Here is a 16,005-nt window from a genome sequence, read left to right on the forward strand (position 1 = left end):
GCCGGGTGTCACGCCGTCAGGGCCGAGCGGCCGGTACGGGTCGTGCCGCGTGCGGCGGCCCGTACCCGGTAGGTGGTCTTCGCCCGGTCCACCACTGGATCCCCGAGCACGATCCGTCCGGCCACGAGCAGCGCCTCGCACTCGTCGGTGGGCAGTGCCGTATGACGGCCCCCGGCCTCCCAACAGCCGTAACGGCGGCGGCCGTTGGCATGCACGGTGAGGAAGACCGGTATGCGCTGGTCCATGATCAGGCGCAGCACTTCGGCAGCACGGGCACTGAGCCGAGGGCGCGTCATGGTCGGTCAGCCTTTCGGGGGGCAGGGGCGGGCGGTCGTCCCGCCCCGGGGCGAGATGATCTTTACCCCGCATTGTTGCCGAGCGCACCGACAGTGCGCATCCGGCGTGCCGAGGAGTTCCCTGGAGGGCGACGGCCAGGTCCTGACAATGTGATGACCTTCACCCTGATGTGGCGGAAAGTGATGAATTCCTTACGGGTGGCGGACGTAAAGGGTTGTGAAGAGACGACTTTGGACCGTGGAGGTTTTTCGTGCGACCTTTCACCCTCAACTACGCCGTACCCCGCGGGGTTCCGGTCGTGGTGACGCCGTACCGCTTCGACGCCCGTCGGCAGTTGAACGTGCTGCCCGACGGCCGGCCCGCCGTGAGTGATCGGGCGCTGCTCCACGCGGCCGGTACGACGACGTCCACCGCCGGCTCCCAGACGCACTTCGACGACTGACGGCCTGCACCCGGATGACGGTCCTCATCCTCACGTCGGAACAGGACGTGACCGCGGACTTGGCGGTGGCCGTGCTGCTGCAACGGGGTGTTCCCGTGATGCGGCTGGATCCCGCCGACCTCCCCGGCAAGGCGGTGCTCGCCGCCGACTACGCCCACGGCGACTTCGACGGCCATCTCTCGGTCAACGGGCATGTGCTGAGCATGGGCGGGCTCCGCTCGGTGTGGGTGCGCAGGCCGGGCGAGCCCGCCGCCCACGCGGCACACGCCTCCCGCTGGCTGACCGCCGAGACCCGGCAGGCCCTGTACGGCATGCTCTTCTCGGCCTCGACCCGTTGGATGAACCATCCCCGCAACGCCGACCAGGCCCGCTACAAGCCGTGGCAGTTACGGATCGCCCACCTCAGCGGCTTCGCCGTGCCGCCCACCGTCATCACCACCGCCCCGCGCGTCGCCGAGCAGTTCGCCGAGGAGTGCCGCGAGGTGGTCGTGAAGTCCGCCTCCGGGCCGCCGCCGGACGACCCGGAGCTGGCACTGCCCACCACGCTCATCGGGCCCGACACCGACTTCTCCGCCGTGGCGGCGGGCCCCGTCCTGCTCCAGCGTCATGTCCCCAAGCGGGCCGACATCCGGCTGACCTGTGTCGGCACCCGTCTGTTCGGCGCGCGCAAGAGGGCCGCGCCGGGCCAGATCGACGGCCGCTACGGCGACACCGGACACTCCTGGGAGGCCACGGAGGTGCCGGAGCGCATCGCGAAGTCGGTGCACGAGTATGTGGCGCTGTCCGGACTTGCCTACGCGGCCTTCGACTTCGCCGAGGACGAGGACGGGCTGTGGTGGTTCCTCGAGTGCAATCAGGGCGGCCAGTTCGGCTTCATCGAACTGGAGACGGGGCAGGCGATCGCGGAGGCGGTCGCCGACTGGCTCGCCCCGCGGGCGTCGGACCGCCGTCTCCCCGAGGTCCGTTGGTGACCCGCCCCGCCGGTGTGCGGGTGCGGGCGCGGTGCCTCGGGCCCGGCGGGCCTGCCGTCACCCCGAAGTCGTCCGGAAGCTGCGCAGGATCGCGTCCAGGGCCTGCTGGTCGGCCTTGCTGTCCGCGTCGGCGGCCGGGGTCGTCCAGCGCAGGGAGAAGCCGCGACCGCCGCCGGTGAGGAAGCCGCGGCCGTAGGTACGCACCCGGACGCCGTCCACCGTGGACAGCCACACCATGTCGGCACCCGGGTGCCCCTGGTAGGTCACGGCGTGGACGGTGCCCACCCGCGCGAAGTCCTCGTCCGTGCTCCGCAGGGACGTCTCCAGGTTCTGCCAGACCGCGACCGGGTCGTCACCGAGGTGGACGCCGGCGGTGACCGTCAGGGTGCGCGGGTCCTTGCTCGCGCCGAAGGTCACCCGGTAGGTGTCCTGGGCGGCCCGGGTCGTGCTGAGGCGCTTCCATCCCCGTGGCAGGTCGACGGAGAAGCCCTCGGCAGCGACGAAGCGTTCGAAGTCCGGCTGTGGAGCACTGGGGGCGCGCGACGAGGGGGTGGCGGACGGGGAGACAGACGGGGGCGAGGACGGGGAGGCGGTCCCCGTTCTGCTCGCCTCCGTGGGGAGCGTCCGTCCGGAGCCGTCGCCGGACGGGGCCGCCGAGACGGCGGGCGGCCCGGAACGGGTCGGCGCCGCACCGGCCGTAGGAGCGCCGCCGTGGTGGCCCGCGGTGGCCAGGACGGCGACGGACGAGGCCACGACCACCAGTCCCGCCCCCGCGAGCACCGACCGCCGTACGGCCGGTGTGCTCCAGGCCCGTCCCGCTCGGTGTGCCACGAGCAGGGCGGCGTTGGGGCCGGTCGCAGGCGCCTCCTCGGCGGAGTCCTCCAGGTCCCCGTTCAGGATGCGCTCCAGGGAGGCACGCACCACCGGCTCCGGCACCCGCTCCAGGGCGCTTCGGCGCAGCAGTCCCGTCACGGCCGGCGTCAGCGGGCCGGACTTCACCGGGGTGCGCAGCGGCAGCCGGTCCACGGCGCGCAGGGTGGCCTCGACGTCACCCCGGTCCTTGACCGGCGGACGGCCCTCCGTCATCGCGTACAGGAGCGCGCCCAGCGCCCACTGGTCGGCCGCGGGACCGGCGCTCGACCCGCGCGCCTGCTCGGGGGAGGCGTACGCGGGCGCGGTGACCCGCTGGGTGACGGACGCGCCGACCAGCCCGAACCCGGTCACCACGACACCGCCGTCCTCCCGCACGAACACCTGGCCGGGGCTCAGGTCGCCGTGGGTCATGCCCCTGCGGTGGGCGGCCTCCAGCACATCGAGGATGCCGACGCCGATCCGGGCGGCCCGCACTTGGTTGAGGGGCCCTCGGGCCAGGACCTCGCCCAGGGGCGTGCCCTCGATCCGTTCCGTCACGGTCCACAGGACACCGTTGTCCTCGATCACGTCGAGGACGGTGGCGGCCCCCTGCGGGCACAGCAGTTGCATCGCCTCCGCATCGCGCAGGATCCGGGCGACCGTGCGGCGTATGCCGGCCTCGGGCGTCAGCGGGGCGAGCCGCGACCCGATCAGCGTGACCGGCCGCCCGAACTCCACGTCCTCGCCGAGCCCGACGGTCCGTCCCTCCTCCTGCTGGACGACTTCGAGCGTCCGGTACCGACCGGCGATCAACTCCTCGGTGGAGACCTGCCAGTGGTCCATCGTCACCCCTTGCTGCGCACCAGACTCTCCGGTCTCCCGGATGTACGGCGGACGTGACGGTGGGTGTTCAAAGAAAGGAGATTTCTTCGCGCCGGATTTCTCACGGCCCGTGTGCGCGGCTCCTACATCCACGCACACATGCGGAAACGCTCCCCCTCGACTACTGGCCAGTAGGTTACTTTGGGTTACCGGGAGGGGGTGCGCCGATGTACGACTCGGCGAAGGCGGCCGCCGCGGCGGGCGAGTGGAACAGCCGCCGCAGCCGGGCCGTGGCATTGCCCGCGCGGAACGGATCGCCGGACGAGGGGCCGTGCAGCAGCTCGGAGAACCACTCCGAGAACTCCTGGTACTCCCACACCCGGCGCAGGCAGGCCGCCGAGTAGCCGCGCAGTCCCTCGCTCTCGCCCCTGCGGTGGTACGCGATCAGCGCGTCGGCCAGCAGCAGCGCGTCGTGCAGGGCGAGGTTCATGCCCTTCGCGGCGATCGGGGCGACCAGGTGGGCGGCGTCGCCCGCGAGGAACAGTCTTCCGTACGCCACCGGCTGCACCACGTAGTTGTGCATGTCGAGCACCCGCTTCTCGATCAGCGGGCCCTCCGCCGGCGGCGGCGCCCCCGCCACGGCCAGCCGCGTGTGCAGCTCCGACCAGACACGTTCGTCCGGCCAGTTCTCCGGGTCGTCGCCCGGCGGGCACTGCAGGTAGTAGCGGGTGACCTGCGGGCCGCGGGCCATATGAGCGGCGAAACCACGCGGATGGATCCCGAAGACGACACAGTCCGACGACGGCGGCGTCTGCGCGAGCAACGCCAGCCAGCCCACGCCGTAGTCGAGCCGTGCGAGGCGGGAGCGCTCCGCGGGCAGCGCGGCCCGGGTCACCCCGCGGGCCCCGTCGCACCCGGCGACGATGGTGCAGGCGATCCGGCGGCGCGCTCCCGAGTCGGGATCGGTGTACGACACCGACGGCCGCTCGGTCCCGATGTCGTGCAGCTCGACCTCGCGCACCCCGAACCGGATGTCCCCGCCCTTGACGTCCGCGTACTCCCGCACCAGGTCGGTCACCAGCAACGGCTGGGGGTAGACGAAGTGGTGGTGGCCGGAGATCTCCGTGTACGGGAAGCGGTGCCGTTCGCCGTCGAGGCGGAACTCGCAGAAGCTGTGCGTGGGCGCCTGTTCCAGCAGCCCCCCGGCGAGCCCGTGCCGTTCCAGGGCCCGCACCGCCCATTCCTCCAGGAACCCCGCCCGGGGCCGCTGCTCGATGAACTCCCGGCTCTCGGCCTCCAGGACGACACAGTCGACGGAGGCGTCCCGCAGGATGTTGGCAAGGGTCAGTCCGGCCGGTCCGGCGCCGACGATGACGACGGGCACGCGCTGTTCGGGCGGTGGGAAGGGGGTGGGGGAAGAGTCGATCACCCGCTCATTATGGCGGTGTACCGTCAACGTCGTACCCGGCGCACCCGTGTTGTGCGGCTCAGCGCAGCGACTCCCGCAGCGCGGACAGCAGTTCCCTGGCCGACGACTCGATGAACTCAGGTCGCGGATGATGCCGACCGCCTCCTCCAGCATCTCGTGCCGGACCTCGACCGAGGGCCGGCCACGGCCCACCACATGGTCGACGAGCGCACGCGGGCCCGCCTGCTCGGTCATCATCGTCTATCCGATGTGCACCATGCCGACGCCGGTTCCCGGTCGGCGGACGCGAAGACGGGACGGCGGAACCGTCTCCTTCGAGATCCTTTTCCGCCTGGATCATGGACATGCCCCGACCGGACGGTCAGGATGGCGGACACAGCAAGGATGGCGGATACACCGAACCGCAGCGGTGCCCGCCATCCGCGACCGTCAGGAGGCCCGCCGGATGAGCGCCCGTCCGCTGCCCGTCAGCACGCCCGCCGAGCAAGGCGTCGACGCCCGCGGGATCCACGCGTTCCTCGACGCGGTCGAGGCGGCCCCGGACATCGAGCCGCACAGCCTCATGATCCTGCGTCACGGACGCCTGGTGGCCTCCGGCTGGTGGGCGCCGTACACCGCCGACCGCCTCCATCTGCTGTACTCGCTCAGCAAGAGCTTCACCTCCACGGCCGCCGGGGTGGCCGTCGCCGAGGGGCTCCTCGACCTCGACGCGCCCGTGATCTCGTACTTCCCGGAGTTCGAGGCGGACATCACCGACCCGCGCAGCCGCGCCATGCTGGTCCGGCACGTCGCGTCCATGGCGAGCGGGCACCTCGCCGAGACCAATGACGAGGCGTTCGGCACCGACCGGGCCGAACCCGTGCGCGGCTTTCTGCTGATCCCGCCGGACCGGGACCCCGGCACCGTCTTCGCTTACAACCAGCCCGCGACCTACACCCTGGCCGCGATCGTCCAGCGCTGCGCCGGCCAGTCCCTCACCGAGTATCTGCGTCCCCGGATCCTGGATCCGCTCGGCATCGGCGAGGTCGCCTGGACCGAGCACCCGCGCGGCCGCGCCCTCGGCTTCAGCGGACTGCACGCCACCACGGACGCCATCGCCCGCCTGGGCCTGCTGTACCTCCAGGACGGTGTCTGGGAGGGCAGGCGCCTGCTGCCGTCCTCCTGGATCGCCGAGGCGACCCGCCCGCACATTTCGACCGCAGGCGGCACCCCCGAGGGCGACCGGTCCGACTGGCAGCACGGCTACGGCTTCCAGTTCTGGATGTCGCGGCACGGATACCGCGGCGACGGGGCCTATGGCCAGTTCTGCGTCGTGCTGCCCCAGCACGACGCCGTGATCGCCACGACCGCGGCCACCGGGCAGATGCAGAAGTTCCTCGACGCGATGTGGCGCCATCTGCTCCCCGCGTTCGGCCCCGACCCGCTCCCGGGCCGCGCCGACGAGGACAAGGCGCTCCAGCACCGCCTCGACGGGCTCGCCCTGCCCCCGGTCGCCGCCGACCCCGCGCCCACGACGGCCTCCGGGCGTTGGTCAGGGGCCCGGCTCACGCCGGAGGGCGGTCACTGCGCCGACCAGCCCGGTCTGACCGCGGCCGAGATCTCCGGCCCGGACGGCGGCTGGACCGTGACCCTCGTGGAGGGCGACGACCGGCTGGTGCTGAGCGTTCCCCGCTCCGGCTGGGCTGTCGACGAGGGGCGGGTCCCCACGGCCGTGACCGGCGGCTGGACGGACCCGGACACCCTGCGGCTCGACGTCGTGTTCCTTGAGACACCGCACCGCCTCACCGTGACCGGCACCCTCGACGCGGACAACCCCGGCGCCGGCACCTTCACCGCCCGCTGGCGCACCGCCCCCCTGCACGGCAGCCCGCTGCGCCGCAACCGGGCACCCCTCAGTTCCCGAGAGGGGCGGGCACCACGCGGATGACCGCGGCGGTGACACTGTCCTCGCCGCCCGCGTCCAGGGCGCGGCTCACCAGCGCCCGCGCATCGGCCAGTACGTTCCGCCCCTGCCGCCCGAGCACCCTCAGCAGCCCGGCGGCGTCCGGCAGATGCCGCCACAGACCGTCCGTGCACAGCAGCAGTCGGCCGGGCACCCGGGGCCGGTGCCCGCGCACCCGTGCGGTCACCGGCCCGGCGTCGGCGCCCAGCCAGGCGGTGAGAGCGTCGTGTTCGCCCGTGTCGTCCTCGGACAAGAGCAGGCCCGGCCCCTCGCCGGGCAGCCAGTAGGCCCGGCTGTCACCGATCCAGGCGCTCCAGATCCCCTCCGGACCGGCGACGCCCGCGACGAACGTACAGGCGGGCGCTCCGTCCCGTGCGGCCGCCAGAGCACTCACCGCCCGGCCCGCGCGCCCGGCGGCCTCGGCCAGTGCCACCTCCGGCAGCTGGCCCTCCCGCAACCGGGCGATCAGGGCCGCCGCCCCGGCCCGGACGGCGACCCGGGCCGCACGCTCCGGCCGCGGTGACAGGGACACCCCGTCGCAGACCACCCCGACCGTCCAGAGCCCGGTGGCAGCCAGCGTCAGGGCGTCCGCGTTGACCTCCCGCCGGGGCCCCCGGTCGCTGACCCCGGCCGCGTCGGCGCCCACCGTGATCTCCACATGCGCGCGGAACGCCGGCTGCGGCACGCCGCACCGCCGGCAGACACCGTCGGGCGCCACCGTGTCGCCGCATCGGACACATTCCATGGTGATGGCCATCAGCCGGGAACCTCGACTCGCCCCGGCCCGCCGCAGCCCCGGACCGGCGGCAGCCGACGGGCCGTCAGGCCCGCGCCTAGCGGAGCGTGTCCGCCCAGTTCGCCGGGACACGGCCCGTCGGCCCCGGCACCGACTGGTCGCGCGGATGGCTGACCGGCGGAGCCAGCTCCGGCCCCGATTCGTACAACTCGGAGGTGGTGTAGTCCCAGAACCAGTCCTCCTCCGGTTCGAAACTGCGGATCACCGGGTGCCCGGTGGCTTGGTAGTGGGCCGTCGCGTGCTTGGAGGGGGAGTCGTCGCAGCAGCCGATGTGCCCGCACTGCGCGCAGCGCCGCAGATGGACCCACCAACCGCCCGCAGCGTCGCACTCCGCGCAGCCCGTGCCGCCGGGCGGGACGCTGGGGTCGATCCCGCTGGCTGTCGTCATGATGCCTCCACTGGTGTCTCGGAACCGGGCTGCGTGCCGGAGTCCTGCTGCTGGGCGTCGGACTCCGCGGCGGTGAGCGGCAGCCACACCTGGAACCGGGTGTCCCCCGGCTCGGAGCGGACGTCGATGCTGCCGTGGTGCTTGTTGACGACGATGCGCCAGGAGATGTCCAGACCGAGTCCGGTGCCCTGGCCGACCGGCTTCGTGGTGAAGAACGGGTCGAAGATACGGCCGCGGATCTCCGTCGGGACCCCGGGACCCGTGTCACGGAACTCGACCAGCAGCCGGTCCCGGTCGAGTGCCGTCCGCACGGTCAGCGTCCCGTCCCCGTCCACCTCGTTCATGGCCGACACCGCGTTGTCGACGAGGTTGGTCCACACCTGGTTCAGCTCGCCGGGGTAGGCGGGGATGTCCGGCAGGGTGCGGTCGTAGTCCTTGACCACGGTGATCCGGGGGCCGATCTTGGCGGAGAGCATCAGCAGGGTGCTGTCGAGGAGTTCGTGCACATCGACGACCTGGTACGGGGCCCGGTCGAGCTGCGAGTACTGCCGCGCCGCGTTCACCAGGGTGGAGACCCGCGTCGTGGAGTCCTCGATCTCGATCATCAGCAGCTCGGTCTCGACCGTGTAGTTGAGCCAGCGGATCGCGCCCTCCAGGGTCCCCTCGTCCACGGCCGCCGCGACCTGGTCCAGCCAGTCGATGTCGAGGCCGGCCTGCACAAAGGTCGGCGCGAGCTGCCAGGCGTCCGGGATGCCGTGGTCGTCCAGCCAGTCACCGAGCGCGTCCTCCCGGTCGGAAGCCTCAAGAGGACTGAGCTGGACGGCCTTCGCGACCTGTTCCGCCGTCCGCTCCTGGATTTCCACCAGCGTCAGCAGCGCGTCCGGCTCGTACCGCCCGGCCGCGATCACCCCGAGCTTGTGCCGCATCCCGGCCACCCGCTCGCGCAGCGCCGACGTGGCACGCACGGCCGCGGCCGCCGGGTTGTTGAGCTCATGGGTGAGCCCCGCGGACAGCGAGCCCAGCGCCAGCAGTCGTTCTCGCTGGTTGACGACCTCCTGGATGCTCTTGGTGCCGAAGAACAGCCCCTCCAGCAGATGCACCGCCATCGGGAACCAGTCCCGCATCACGGCGGCGAACGTGTGCGCGGGCAGGATGAAGAACCGCGAGGGTTCGGTGACCCGCATCGACCCGTTGTACTGCACGGCCTGCGCCCGGTCGCCCAGGTACGCCTGGAAGGCGCCCGAGTACACGCCGCGTTGCGAGGTCCGGGTGACCTCCACATCGTCGTTGCCGACCCGCCGAGAGAGCACCAGCGTGCCTTCGAGGAGCACGAAGAAGCAGGTGGCGGGGTCGCCCTCGGCGTACACCGGGCCGGGCTCGAACTGCTCCACCCGCCCTTCCCGGCACAGTCGCGCCAACTGCTCGTCGCTCAGCTTCTCGAACAGGAAGAGCGTCTTCAGCTCCGCCTTGTCGCACGACATCGGCCGGCCGCTCATGTCCGCTCCCCGGGCTGTGGGTTCATGACTGCTCCAGATACCGGTGGACGAGCATCACGGCCATCGCCCCCTCGCCCACCGCGGAGGCGACGCGCTTGGCGGACTCGGCGCGCGCGTCACCCGCCACGAACACACCGGGGACGTTGGTCTCCAGGTGGTACGGGGGCCGGTCCAGCTCCCAGTCCGGCGGCGGCTGCCCGTCGCACGTCATGTCGGGGCCGGTCAGGATGAAGCCGTGGTCGTCGCGCAGCACGGTCCCCTCCAGCCACTCCGTCAGCGGAGCCGCCCCGATGAACACGAACAACCATGGTGTATCGACGAGTTCGGTCTCTCCCGTCGACACGTCCCGCAGCGTCAGCTGCTCCAGGTGCTCGGCGCCGTGCGCCGACTCCACCACGGTGCTGGTGCGCACGACGATGGTCGGCGTCTCGGCGATCTGCTGGACCAGATAGTGCGACATCGACGCCGACAGCGACTTCCCGCGTACGAGCAGGGTGACGGACTTGCAGTTGCGGGACAGGAACATCGCCGCCTGGCCCGCGGAGTTGGCGCCGCCGACGATGTACACGTTCTGGCCCGTACAGGCGGGGGCCTCCGTGAGCGCCGCGCCGTAGAAGACCCCGCGCCCGGTCAGCTCCTTCAGGCCCGGAGCCGCCAGCTGCCGATAGGACACACCGGTCGCCAGGATCACGCTGTGTGCGGAGATGGCGGGCCCGTCCGAGAACCGCACGATCCGCGCCGCCCCGTTGACCTCCAGGGCGGACACCTCCCGCGCGGTGAGGATCTCCGCGCCGAACTTCTTGGCCTGCCGGCGCGCCCGGTCGGTCAGCTGCGCGCCGGACACGCCGTCGGGGAAGCCGAGATAGTTCTCGATCCGGGAGCTCTGCCCGGCCTGTCCGCCGGTGGCGGAGCGCTCCACGAGCAGCGTCCGCAGCCCCTCCGACGCCCCGTACACCGCGGCCCCGAGCCCGGCGGGCCCGCCGCCGATCACCACGAGGTCGTAGAAGTCGGCGGTCGGGTTCGTCGCCAGCCCCACGTGCTCCGCGAGCTGCGCGTCCTCCGGCGCGACCAGCGGGGTGCCGTCCGGGGTGACGACGAGCGGCAGCTGCTCACCGTCCTGTCCGGCCGCCGCCAGCAGCCGCCTGCCCTCCGGGGTGTCGACCGAGTACCAGCGGTAGGGCACCTGGTTGCGGGCGAGGAAGTCGCGGACCCGCGCGGACCGTGCCGACCAGCGGTGCCCGACCACCTTGGTGGTGGGAACCGGCCGGTAGTCGGAGGTCCGCCAGGCCTCCAGCAGATCGTCCAGGACCGGGTAGAGCTTCTCCTCCGGCGGGTCCCACGGCTTGAGGAGATAGTGGTCGAGGTCGATCACATTGATCGCGTCGATGGCCGCGTTGGTGTCCGCGTACGCGGTCAGCAGCACCCGCCGGGCACCCGGGTAGACGTCCAGGGCCAGTTCCAGGAACTCGATGCCGTTCATCTCCGGCATCCGGTAGTCGGCCATGATCACGGCCACCAGGTCGCCGCGCAGCTTCAGCTCCTGCAGCGCGTCCAGCGCGCTCTGGCCCGACTCGGCCCGCACGATGCGGTACGACTCGCCGTACCGGCGCCGCAGATCACGGGCCACGGCGCGCGACACCCCGGGATCGTCGTCCACGGTCAGGATGACGGTCCGTGCAGCTGCACCGGCAGCCTGTGTCATAGAGTCTCCCGCCCCGAACTCTTCGCGTCCCGCCCATCGTATGTTCGATCGACGGGTTTCGCCTCGGAACCCGGTGAGCATCGGAACCGGTAGCGTGTGATCACCGGAGCGCGAACGAGGAGGCAGCCGTATGACCCGCCCCGTCACCGTGGGAGTGGACGGATCACCGGAGAGCGTCGCCGCGGCGGCCTGGGCGGCCCGCGAGGCAGTACGCCGTGACCTCCCGCTGCGGATCGTGCACACCTGGCAGTGGCAGTCGTACGACCTCGCCCCGACCGCCGATCGGGACGCCCAGGCCGAGTGGGCGCGGCAGCTCGCGCAGGAGGCCCGGGCCACGATCGTCGAACGGCACCCGGGGCTGACCGTGACCGCCGAGGCCGTGGAGGGTGGTTCCGTGGAGACGCTGGTCGCGGAGGCGGCCGCGGCCGAACTGCTGGTGCTGGGCTCGCGCGGGCACGGCGCCCTCATGGGCTTCCTGCTGGGCTCGGTGGGCCGGCAGGTGATCGCCGACTCCGCCGCGCCGGTGGTGCTCGTGCGCTCGGACGACCAGGCCACGGCCGAGGCGACGGGCCGGGCGATCGTCGTCGGTCAGCACGGGGATCCGGAGGACGGCGCGGCCGCCCTCGGGTTCGCCTTCGCGACCGCCGAGGCCAGGGGAGCGGCCGTGCGCGTCGTACGGGCCTGGACCCTGCCGCCCGTGTTCGCCTACAGCCCCGCCTCGCTGAAGCTGCTCGACGAGGCCGGCGGTCTGGAGCCGTACGAGCGCAAGGCGCTCGACGAGGCGCTGCGGCCCTGGCGGGAACGCTTCCCGGACGTAGCGGTGACCGAGCACGTGGAGATGGGCAGCGCGGGCCAGGTCCTGCTGGAGGCCGCCGCCGAGGCCCAGCTCGTGGTGGTGGGACGGCACGCGGGCCTGCCCGTGGGACCGCGCATCGGCTCGGTGGCGCACGCGCTGCTGCACCACGCGCCCTGCCCGGTGGCGGTCGTACCCCCCGCCTGATCGGGTCGGCCTCGGCCCGGCGGTCCGGACACCGGCCCGCGGGCACCCGCCCCGGCGCGGCTCGAAGAGCCCCACCCGGGCGGTCGCCTCACCCTGTCGCCCGGACCGTGCCTACAGGGCGCGGTCCAGGAGGGCCAGCAGCTCCGTCCAGTGGCGCTCCGCCGCCTCGGCGTCGTAGTGCGAGGTGTCGGCCTGGGTGAAGCCGTGCGGGGCGTCGGGATAGACCTCGCACCGGTGGCGCACCCCTGCCTCCGTCAGCACCTTCTCCAGCAGCTCGATCTGCTCCGGCGGCAGCGAGGAGTCGTGGTCCGCGTGGCCGAAGTAGGCCTCCGCGGTGATGCGGTGGGCCACCAGGTGCGGGCTGTCGGGGGAGTCGGTGGCCAGTCGTCCGCCGTGGAAGCCGGCCACGGCGGCGATCCGCTCCGGGTAGGTGCCGGCGGCACGCAGGGAGAGCCGGGCACCCATGCAGTAGCCGGTGACACCGACCGGGCCGTCGGCGGCCTGCGGGCAGTCGGCCAGCCAGCGCAGATAGGCTTCGGCGTCGCGGTCGGCGACCTCGGGCGTCAGCTCCTGGATGAGGGGCATGAGCTGCTGGAAGAGCTCCGGCCGCTCGGACGTGTCGATGAACTCGGGCATCTCCACGACGGGAGCGCGCCCGTGCCGGTAGTAGAGATTGGGGACGAGGACGGTGTAGCCGTTCTCGGCCAGGCGGTCGGCCATCGCCTTCAGACCGGGGCGCAGTCCGAAGGCGTCCATGTAGAGCAGGACCGCGGGGTGGGGGCTGTGGTCGTCCGGGTAGGCCAGATAGGCATCGGCCGTACCGTCCGGGGTGCGGATGTCCACGGACGTTCCACGAACGGCGGTCATAGGGGTTCTCCTGACTCTCGACGTCAGGCCGGCGGCGGTACGGCCGGACCTGCGGACAACATCATCGCAACGCCGCCCGGCGGTCCGCGCCCGGGATCACCTCGGGGCGGACCCGTACACCGGGCGTTCATGCGGAGGGCGCGATCCCCGTCGACAGGCGCCCGGATCACGGGCCGGAACTCGCGCAGCGCGGGGCGGCGTTCGTGTCATGTCTCACCGAGGTCGTCGGCGTTCTCGGTCTCGAGGACGTCGTCGATGCCCTCCGTGCCGTGGAGGCGGGTCGCGAGGAGGACCGCGATGTCGTCGGGGCGGTCCGCCGTGTGCCGGGCCCGCTCGGTGAGCCGGTCCGCCATCCCCGTCAGGGACAGGCCGCCCTGGCGGTGGGTTCCGTACTTCGTGCGGGACAGTTCGGCGCGCAGCGCCTCGACTCCCTCGTCGATGTCGGCCCCCGGACACTCCACCAGGCCGTCGGTGTACAACGCGAGCACGGCACCGGGCTCCAGCCGCAGATGGGTCACCGGGTAGCTGGCCTGGGGGTCCACTCCGAGCACCAGTCCGCCGGGCAGGTCGAGTACGTCGGTGCGGCCGTCCGGATGGCGCAGCAGGGGCTGTGGATGCCCGGCTCGCGCCGCCCGGGCGTGCCCCGTGACCGGGTCCAGCCGGACATAGCAGCAACTGGCGAACTGGCCCGGGTCGAGGTCGATCAACAGCCGGTTGGTGCCGCTCATCACCTGATGCGGGGCGTGGTCGCCGAACGCGAACGCCCGGACGGCGCTGCGCAGTTGCCCCATGGTGGCCGCAGCCTGCACCCCGTGCCCCTGGACGTCGCCGATGACCAGCGCCAGCCCGTCGCCGGCCTCGATGACGTCGTACCAGTCGCCGCCCACGTCCATGCCCTGGGTGCCGGGCAGATAGCAACCCGCCGTCTCCACCTGCGGATGGGTGGACAGCCGGTGCGGCAGCAGGGCCTCCTGCAGCCCCCGCGCGAGGGCGGCCTCGGAGTCGTAGCGCCGTGCCCGCTCCAGCGCCTGCGCGATCAGCCCGGCCAGCGCGGTGAGCACCGTGCGCTCCTCGTCGCTGAAGACGCGGGGACACTCGAAGCCGAGGGTGCAGGCGCCGACCGGCCGACCGGAGGCGATCAGCGGCAGGAAGGCCCGGGAGCCCTCGGTGGAGTCCAGCGGGATGGCCGGGTAGGCGGCCGCGAACTGCTGCATCGACTCGTAGAACAGGGGGCGGCCCGTGGTGAGCGTCTCCACGCTCGGCAGTCTGGCGTCCAGCCCCACCCCGTCGAACTGCGCGAGGTACCCGGACGGGAAGCCCGTCTCCCAGGCCAGATAAAGATGCCGCTCCTGCAGCAGATGGATGGCCAGCCGGTGTCCGCCGAACGCGGGCAGCAGCTCGCGCATCACCACTTCGGACACCTGGCGCGCGGTCACGGCCTCGGACAGCGCGATCGCGAGGATGACGGGGCGGTACGCCGGCGCCGTCGCGTCCCAGGGACTCAGCTGGTCCGCCGTTCTGCTCGACGCCTCGCCCACCGAGGCCGTATCCGCGGTGTGACCGAACGGCATCACCCGGCAGGTGAGGACATCCGTGCCCGGATAGACCGAAAGGGTGAGCCAGTCGCCGTCCCCTTCCCCGTCGGCGCCCTCCACGGGACGGCGGACCTGGAAGTGCACGGGCTCCGGAGCCAGCAGCGCCGCCCGCAGATGGTCCTCGTACGCGGGCCGGTCCAGCCACGGCAGGGCGTACCAGAGGTGCCGGCCCACCAGGTCCTGCGGCGAACTGCCGAGCAGATCGGCGGCGCGCGGATTGACGTAGGTGATCAGGCCCATCCGGTCGAAGGCGAACACGCCGTCGGGCAGCAGGTCCGTGGCTCCCTGTGCGGCGGGGCCGGGCCCCGGATCGACCACGAGACCCCCGACCCGGTGCAGGCCCCCCGGCGCCGGATTCTCCGCCCAGAACTCCAGCAGACGCTGCCCGCCGTCCTTGGCCCGCACCCGCAGCGGGCGGGTCGGCGGGAAGCCCCCGGCGGTCTCGCGCAGCGCCGACAGCACCAGGCGTGCGTCGTCCGGTGAGACGGCCTCGGCGAGTGCCTCGGGCGACCCGGCGAGGTCCTGCACGGCACCGCCCGACAGTTCCTGGAAGGTGTCGTCCCCGGTCACCGTCGTCTCGGCCGGGTCCCAGACGAAGTGCCCGATACGGCTCCGGAGCCGGGCGGCGGCCGGGGGGCGCACACACAGCGGCGGGCCGTCCCAGACCACCGGGTCCCCGGCCTTCTCCAGGGCACCGAGGTCCTCGGCGAGGCGTTCCGCGGTCGCCATCATCCGGTCCAGATCGAGCAGTGCCTCGATGGCGTCCGGTCCCGAGGGGCGCAGCACCGTGAGGACGCCGTACGTCGTCGTGGCGCCCACCACGGGCACGTACACCGAGCCGAAGCGGAACGGCAGCCCGGCCGCCAGCTGGGGATAGCGCCGCATCGTCTCCGTGGCGTCGTTGAGCACCACCGGGACCCCGAGCCGGAACGCGTCCGCGACGGGGAACGGCCGGTCCAGGTGCAGCCGTGACCACGGCCGGAACAGGCTCGCGGGCAGCCCGGCGAGCACGGCCAGACGCAGCACCTCTGGCGTGCTCGAGCGCAGGTACACGCCGCCCACCAGTCCGCCGGCGGCGTGGATCGCGTCCGCCACGGCGCCGGTCAGCACGGCGGTGGCCGTCCCGGGCGCGCTGTCCGCGCTCTCGGCGCTCCCTTGCATCGGTCTGCCCTCGTCACGGGCCGTCGGGTCGGGTAACACAGCAAGAATGCGCCGTACCGCCCCGCATGCGCATCCGGACGACCCGGGGCGGCGCACTCTCCGGTGTGCTCCGGGCCGGGTCGGCGGGGCCGTGGACGGGCGTGCGGGGCCGCCGGTGCCGGGACGGACGCTCCCCCCGCCCGGGTGTGCCGTCTGCTGGGTGACGGGTCCCGCCTCGCGGTGAGCGCGCCCCGGCCGGGGCCCCT

At 72.7% G+C, this 16,005-nt stretch carries 13 protein-coding genes; 4 read left to right on the forward strand and 9 right to left on the reverse strand.

What is annotated here, in order from left to right:
- Nucleotides 1-8: 8 nt before the first annotated feature.
- Nucleotides 9-296 (reverse strand): hypothetical protein, encoded by a 288-nt coding sequence (locus AB0L95_RS22480; protein WP_365163823.1) that lies wholly within the window; start codon nt 294-296, stop codon nt 9-11.
- A 251-nt stretch (nt 297-547) separates the two neighbouring features.
- Here AB0L95_RS22480 and tgmA point away from each other — a divergent pair, with 251 nt between their 5' ends.
- Nucleotides 548-739, forward strand: coding sequence for a putative ATP-grasp-modified RiPP (tgmA, locus tag AB0L95_RS22485; RefSeq protein WP_365163825.1), 192 nt, complete (start codon nt 548-550; stop codon nt 737-739).
- A 14-nt stretch (nt 740-753) separates the two neighbouring features.
- Nucleotides 754-1,710 (forward strand): ATP-grasp ribosomal peptide maturase, encoded by a 957-nt coding sequence (gene tgmB, locus AB0L95_RS22490; protein ID WP_365163827.1) that lies wholly within the window; start codon nt 754-756, stop codon nt 1,708-1,710.
- 57 nt (nt 1,711-1,767) lie between these two features.
- On the opposite strand, the gene AB0L95_RS22495 is transcribed toward tgmB, so the two are convergent.
- Both AB0L95_RS22495 and AB0L95_RS22500 read right to left on the reverse strand, forming a co-directional pair.
- Entirely contained in the window at nt 1,768-3,405 is a 1,638-nt protein-coding gene (locus tag AB0L95_RS22495; protein WP_365163829.1) for a serine/threonine-protein kinase, read from the reverse strand.
- A 175-nt stretch (nt 3,406-3,580) separates the two neighbouring features.
- Nucleotides 3,581-4,813, reverse strand: coding sequence for a 4-hydroxybenzoate 3-monooxygenase (locus AB0L95_RS22500; protein WP_365163831.1), 1,233 nt, complete (start codon nt 4,811-4,813; stop codon nt 3,581-3,583).
- Nucleotides 4,814-5,258: 445 nt separating this feature from the next.
- Here AB0L95_RS22500 and AB0L95_RS22505 point away from each other — a divergent pair, with 445 nt between their 5' ends.
- Entirely contained in the window at nt 5,259-6,740 is a 1,482-nt protein-coding gene (locus tag AB0L95_RS22505) for a serine hydrolase domain-containing protein (protein WP_365163833.1), read from the forward strand.
- Here AB0L95_RS22505 and AB0L95_RS22510 read toward each other — a convergent pair.
- From AB0L95_RS22510 to AB0L95_RS22525, 4 genes are all read right to left on the reverse strand, one after another.
- Nucleotides 6,706-7,500: a protein phosphatase 2C domain-containing protein gene (locus tag AB0L95_RS22510; protein WP_365163834.1), complete on the reverse strand. Its 795-nt coding sequence runs from the start codon at nt 7,498-7,500 to the stop codon at nt 6,706-6,708. The genes AB0L95_RS22505 and AB0L95_RS22510 overlap by 35 nt on opposite strands.
- Nucleotides 7,501-7,588: 88 nt before the next feature.
- Nucleotides 7,589-7,939, reverse strand: coding sequence for a UBP-type zinc finger domain-containing protein (locus AB0L95_RS22515; RefSeq protein ID WP_365163835.1), 351 nt, complete (start codon nt 7,937-7,939; stop codon nt 7,589-7,591).
- Entirely contained in the window at nt 7,936-9,435 is a 1,500-nt protein-coding gene (locus AB0L95_RS22520) for an ATP-binding protein (RefSeq protein ID WP_365163836.1), read from the reverse strand. Before AB0L95_RS22520 ends, AB0L95_RS22515 begins: the two co-directional genes overlap by 4 nt.
- 22 nt (nt 9,436-9,457) lie before the next feature.
- On the reverse strand, nt 9,458-11,137 hold the full coding sequence (locus tag AB0L95_RS22525) for an FAD-dependent oxidoreductase (RefSeq protein ID WP_365163838.1): 1,680 nt from the start codon (nt 11,135-11,137) through the stop codon (nt 9,458-9,460).
- 130 nt (nt 11,138-11,267) lie between these two features.
- On the opposite strand from AB0L95_RS22525, the gene AB0L95_RS22530 reads away from it, so the two are divergent.
- A complete protein-coding gene (locus AB0L95_RS22530) occupies nt 11,268-12,137 on the forward strand; it encodes a universal stress protein (RefSeq protein WP_365163839.1) in 870 nt (289 codons plus the stop codon).
- A 111-nt stretch (nt 12,138-12,248) separates the two neighbouring features.
- Here AB0L95_RS22530 and AB0L95_RS22535 read toward each other — a convergent pair whose 3' ends face one another.
- Together AB0L95_RS22535 and AB0L95_RS22540 are read right to left on the reverse strand one after the other, a co-directional pair.
- Nucleotides 12,249-13,004, reverse strand: a complete 756-nt coding sequence (locus tag AB0L95_RS22535) for a dienelactone hydrolase family protein (protein WP_365163840.1) — start codon at nt 13,002-13,004, stop codon at nt 12,249-12,251.
- A 206-nt stretch (nt 13,005-13,210) separates the two neighbouring features.
- On the reverse strand, nt 13,211-15,760 hold the full coding sequence (locus AB0L95_RS22540) for a SpoIIE family protein phosphatase (RefSeq protein WP_365163841.1): 2,550 nt from the start codon (nt 15,758-15,760) through the stop codon (nt 13,211-13,213).
- Between the last annotated feature and the right edge of the window lie 245 nt (nt 15,761-16,005).

Source organism: Streptomyces sp. NPDC052036 (assembly GCF_040680495.1).
In the GTDB taxonomy this organism is placed as follows: Bacteria; Actinomycetota; Actinomycetes; order Streptomycetales; family Streptomycetaceae; genus Streptomyces.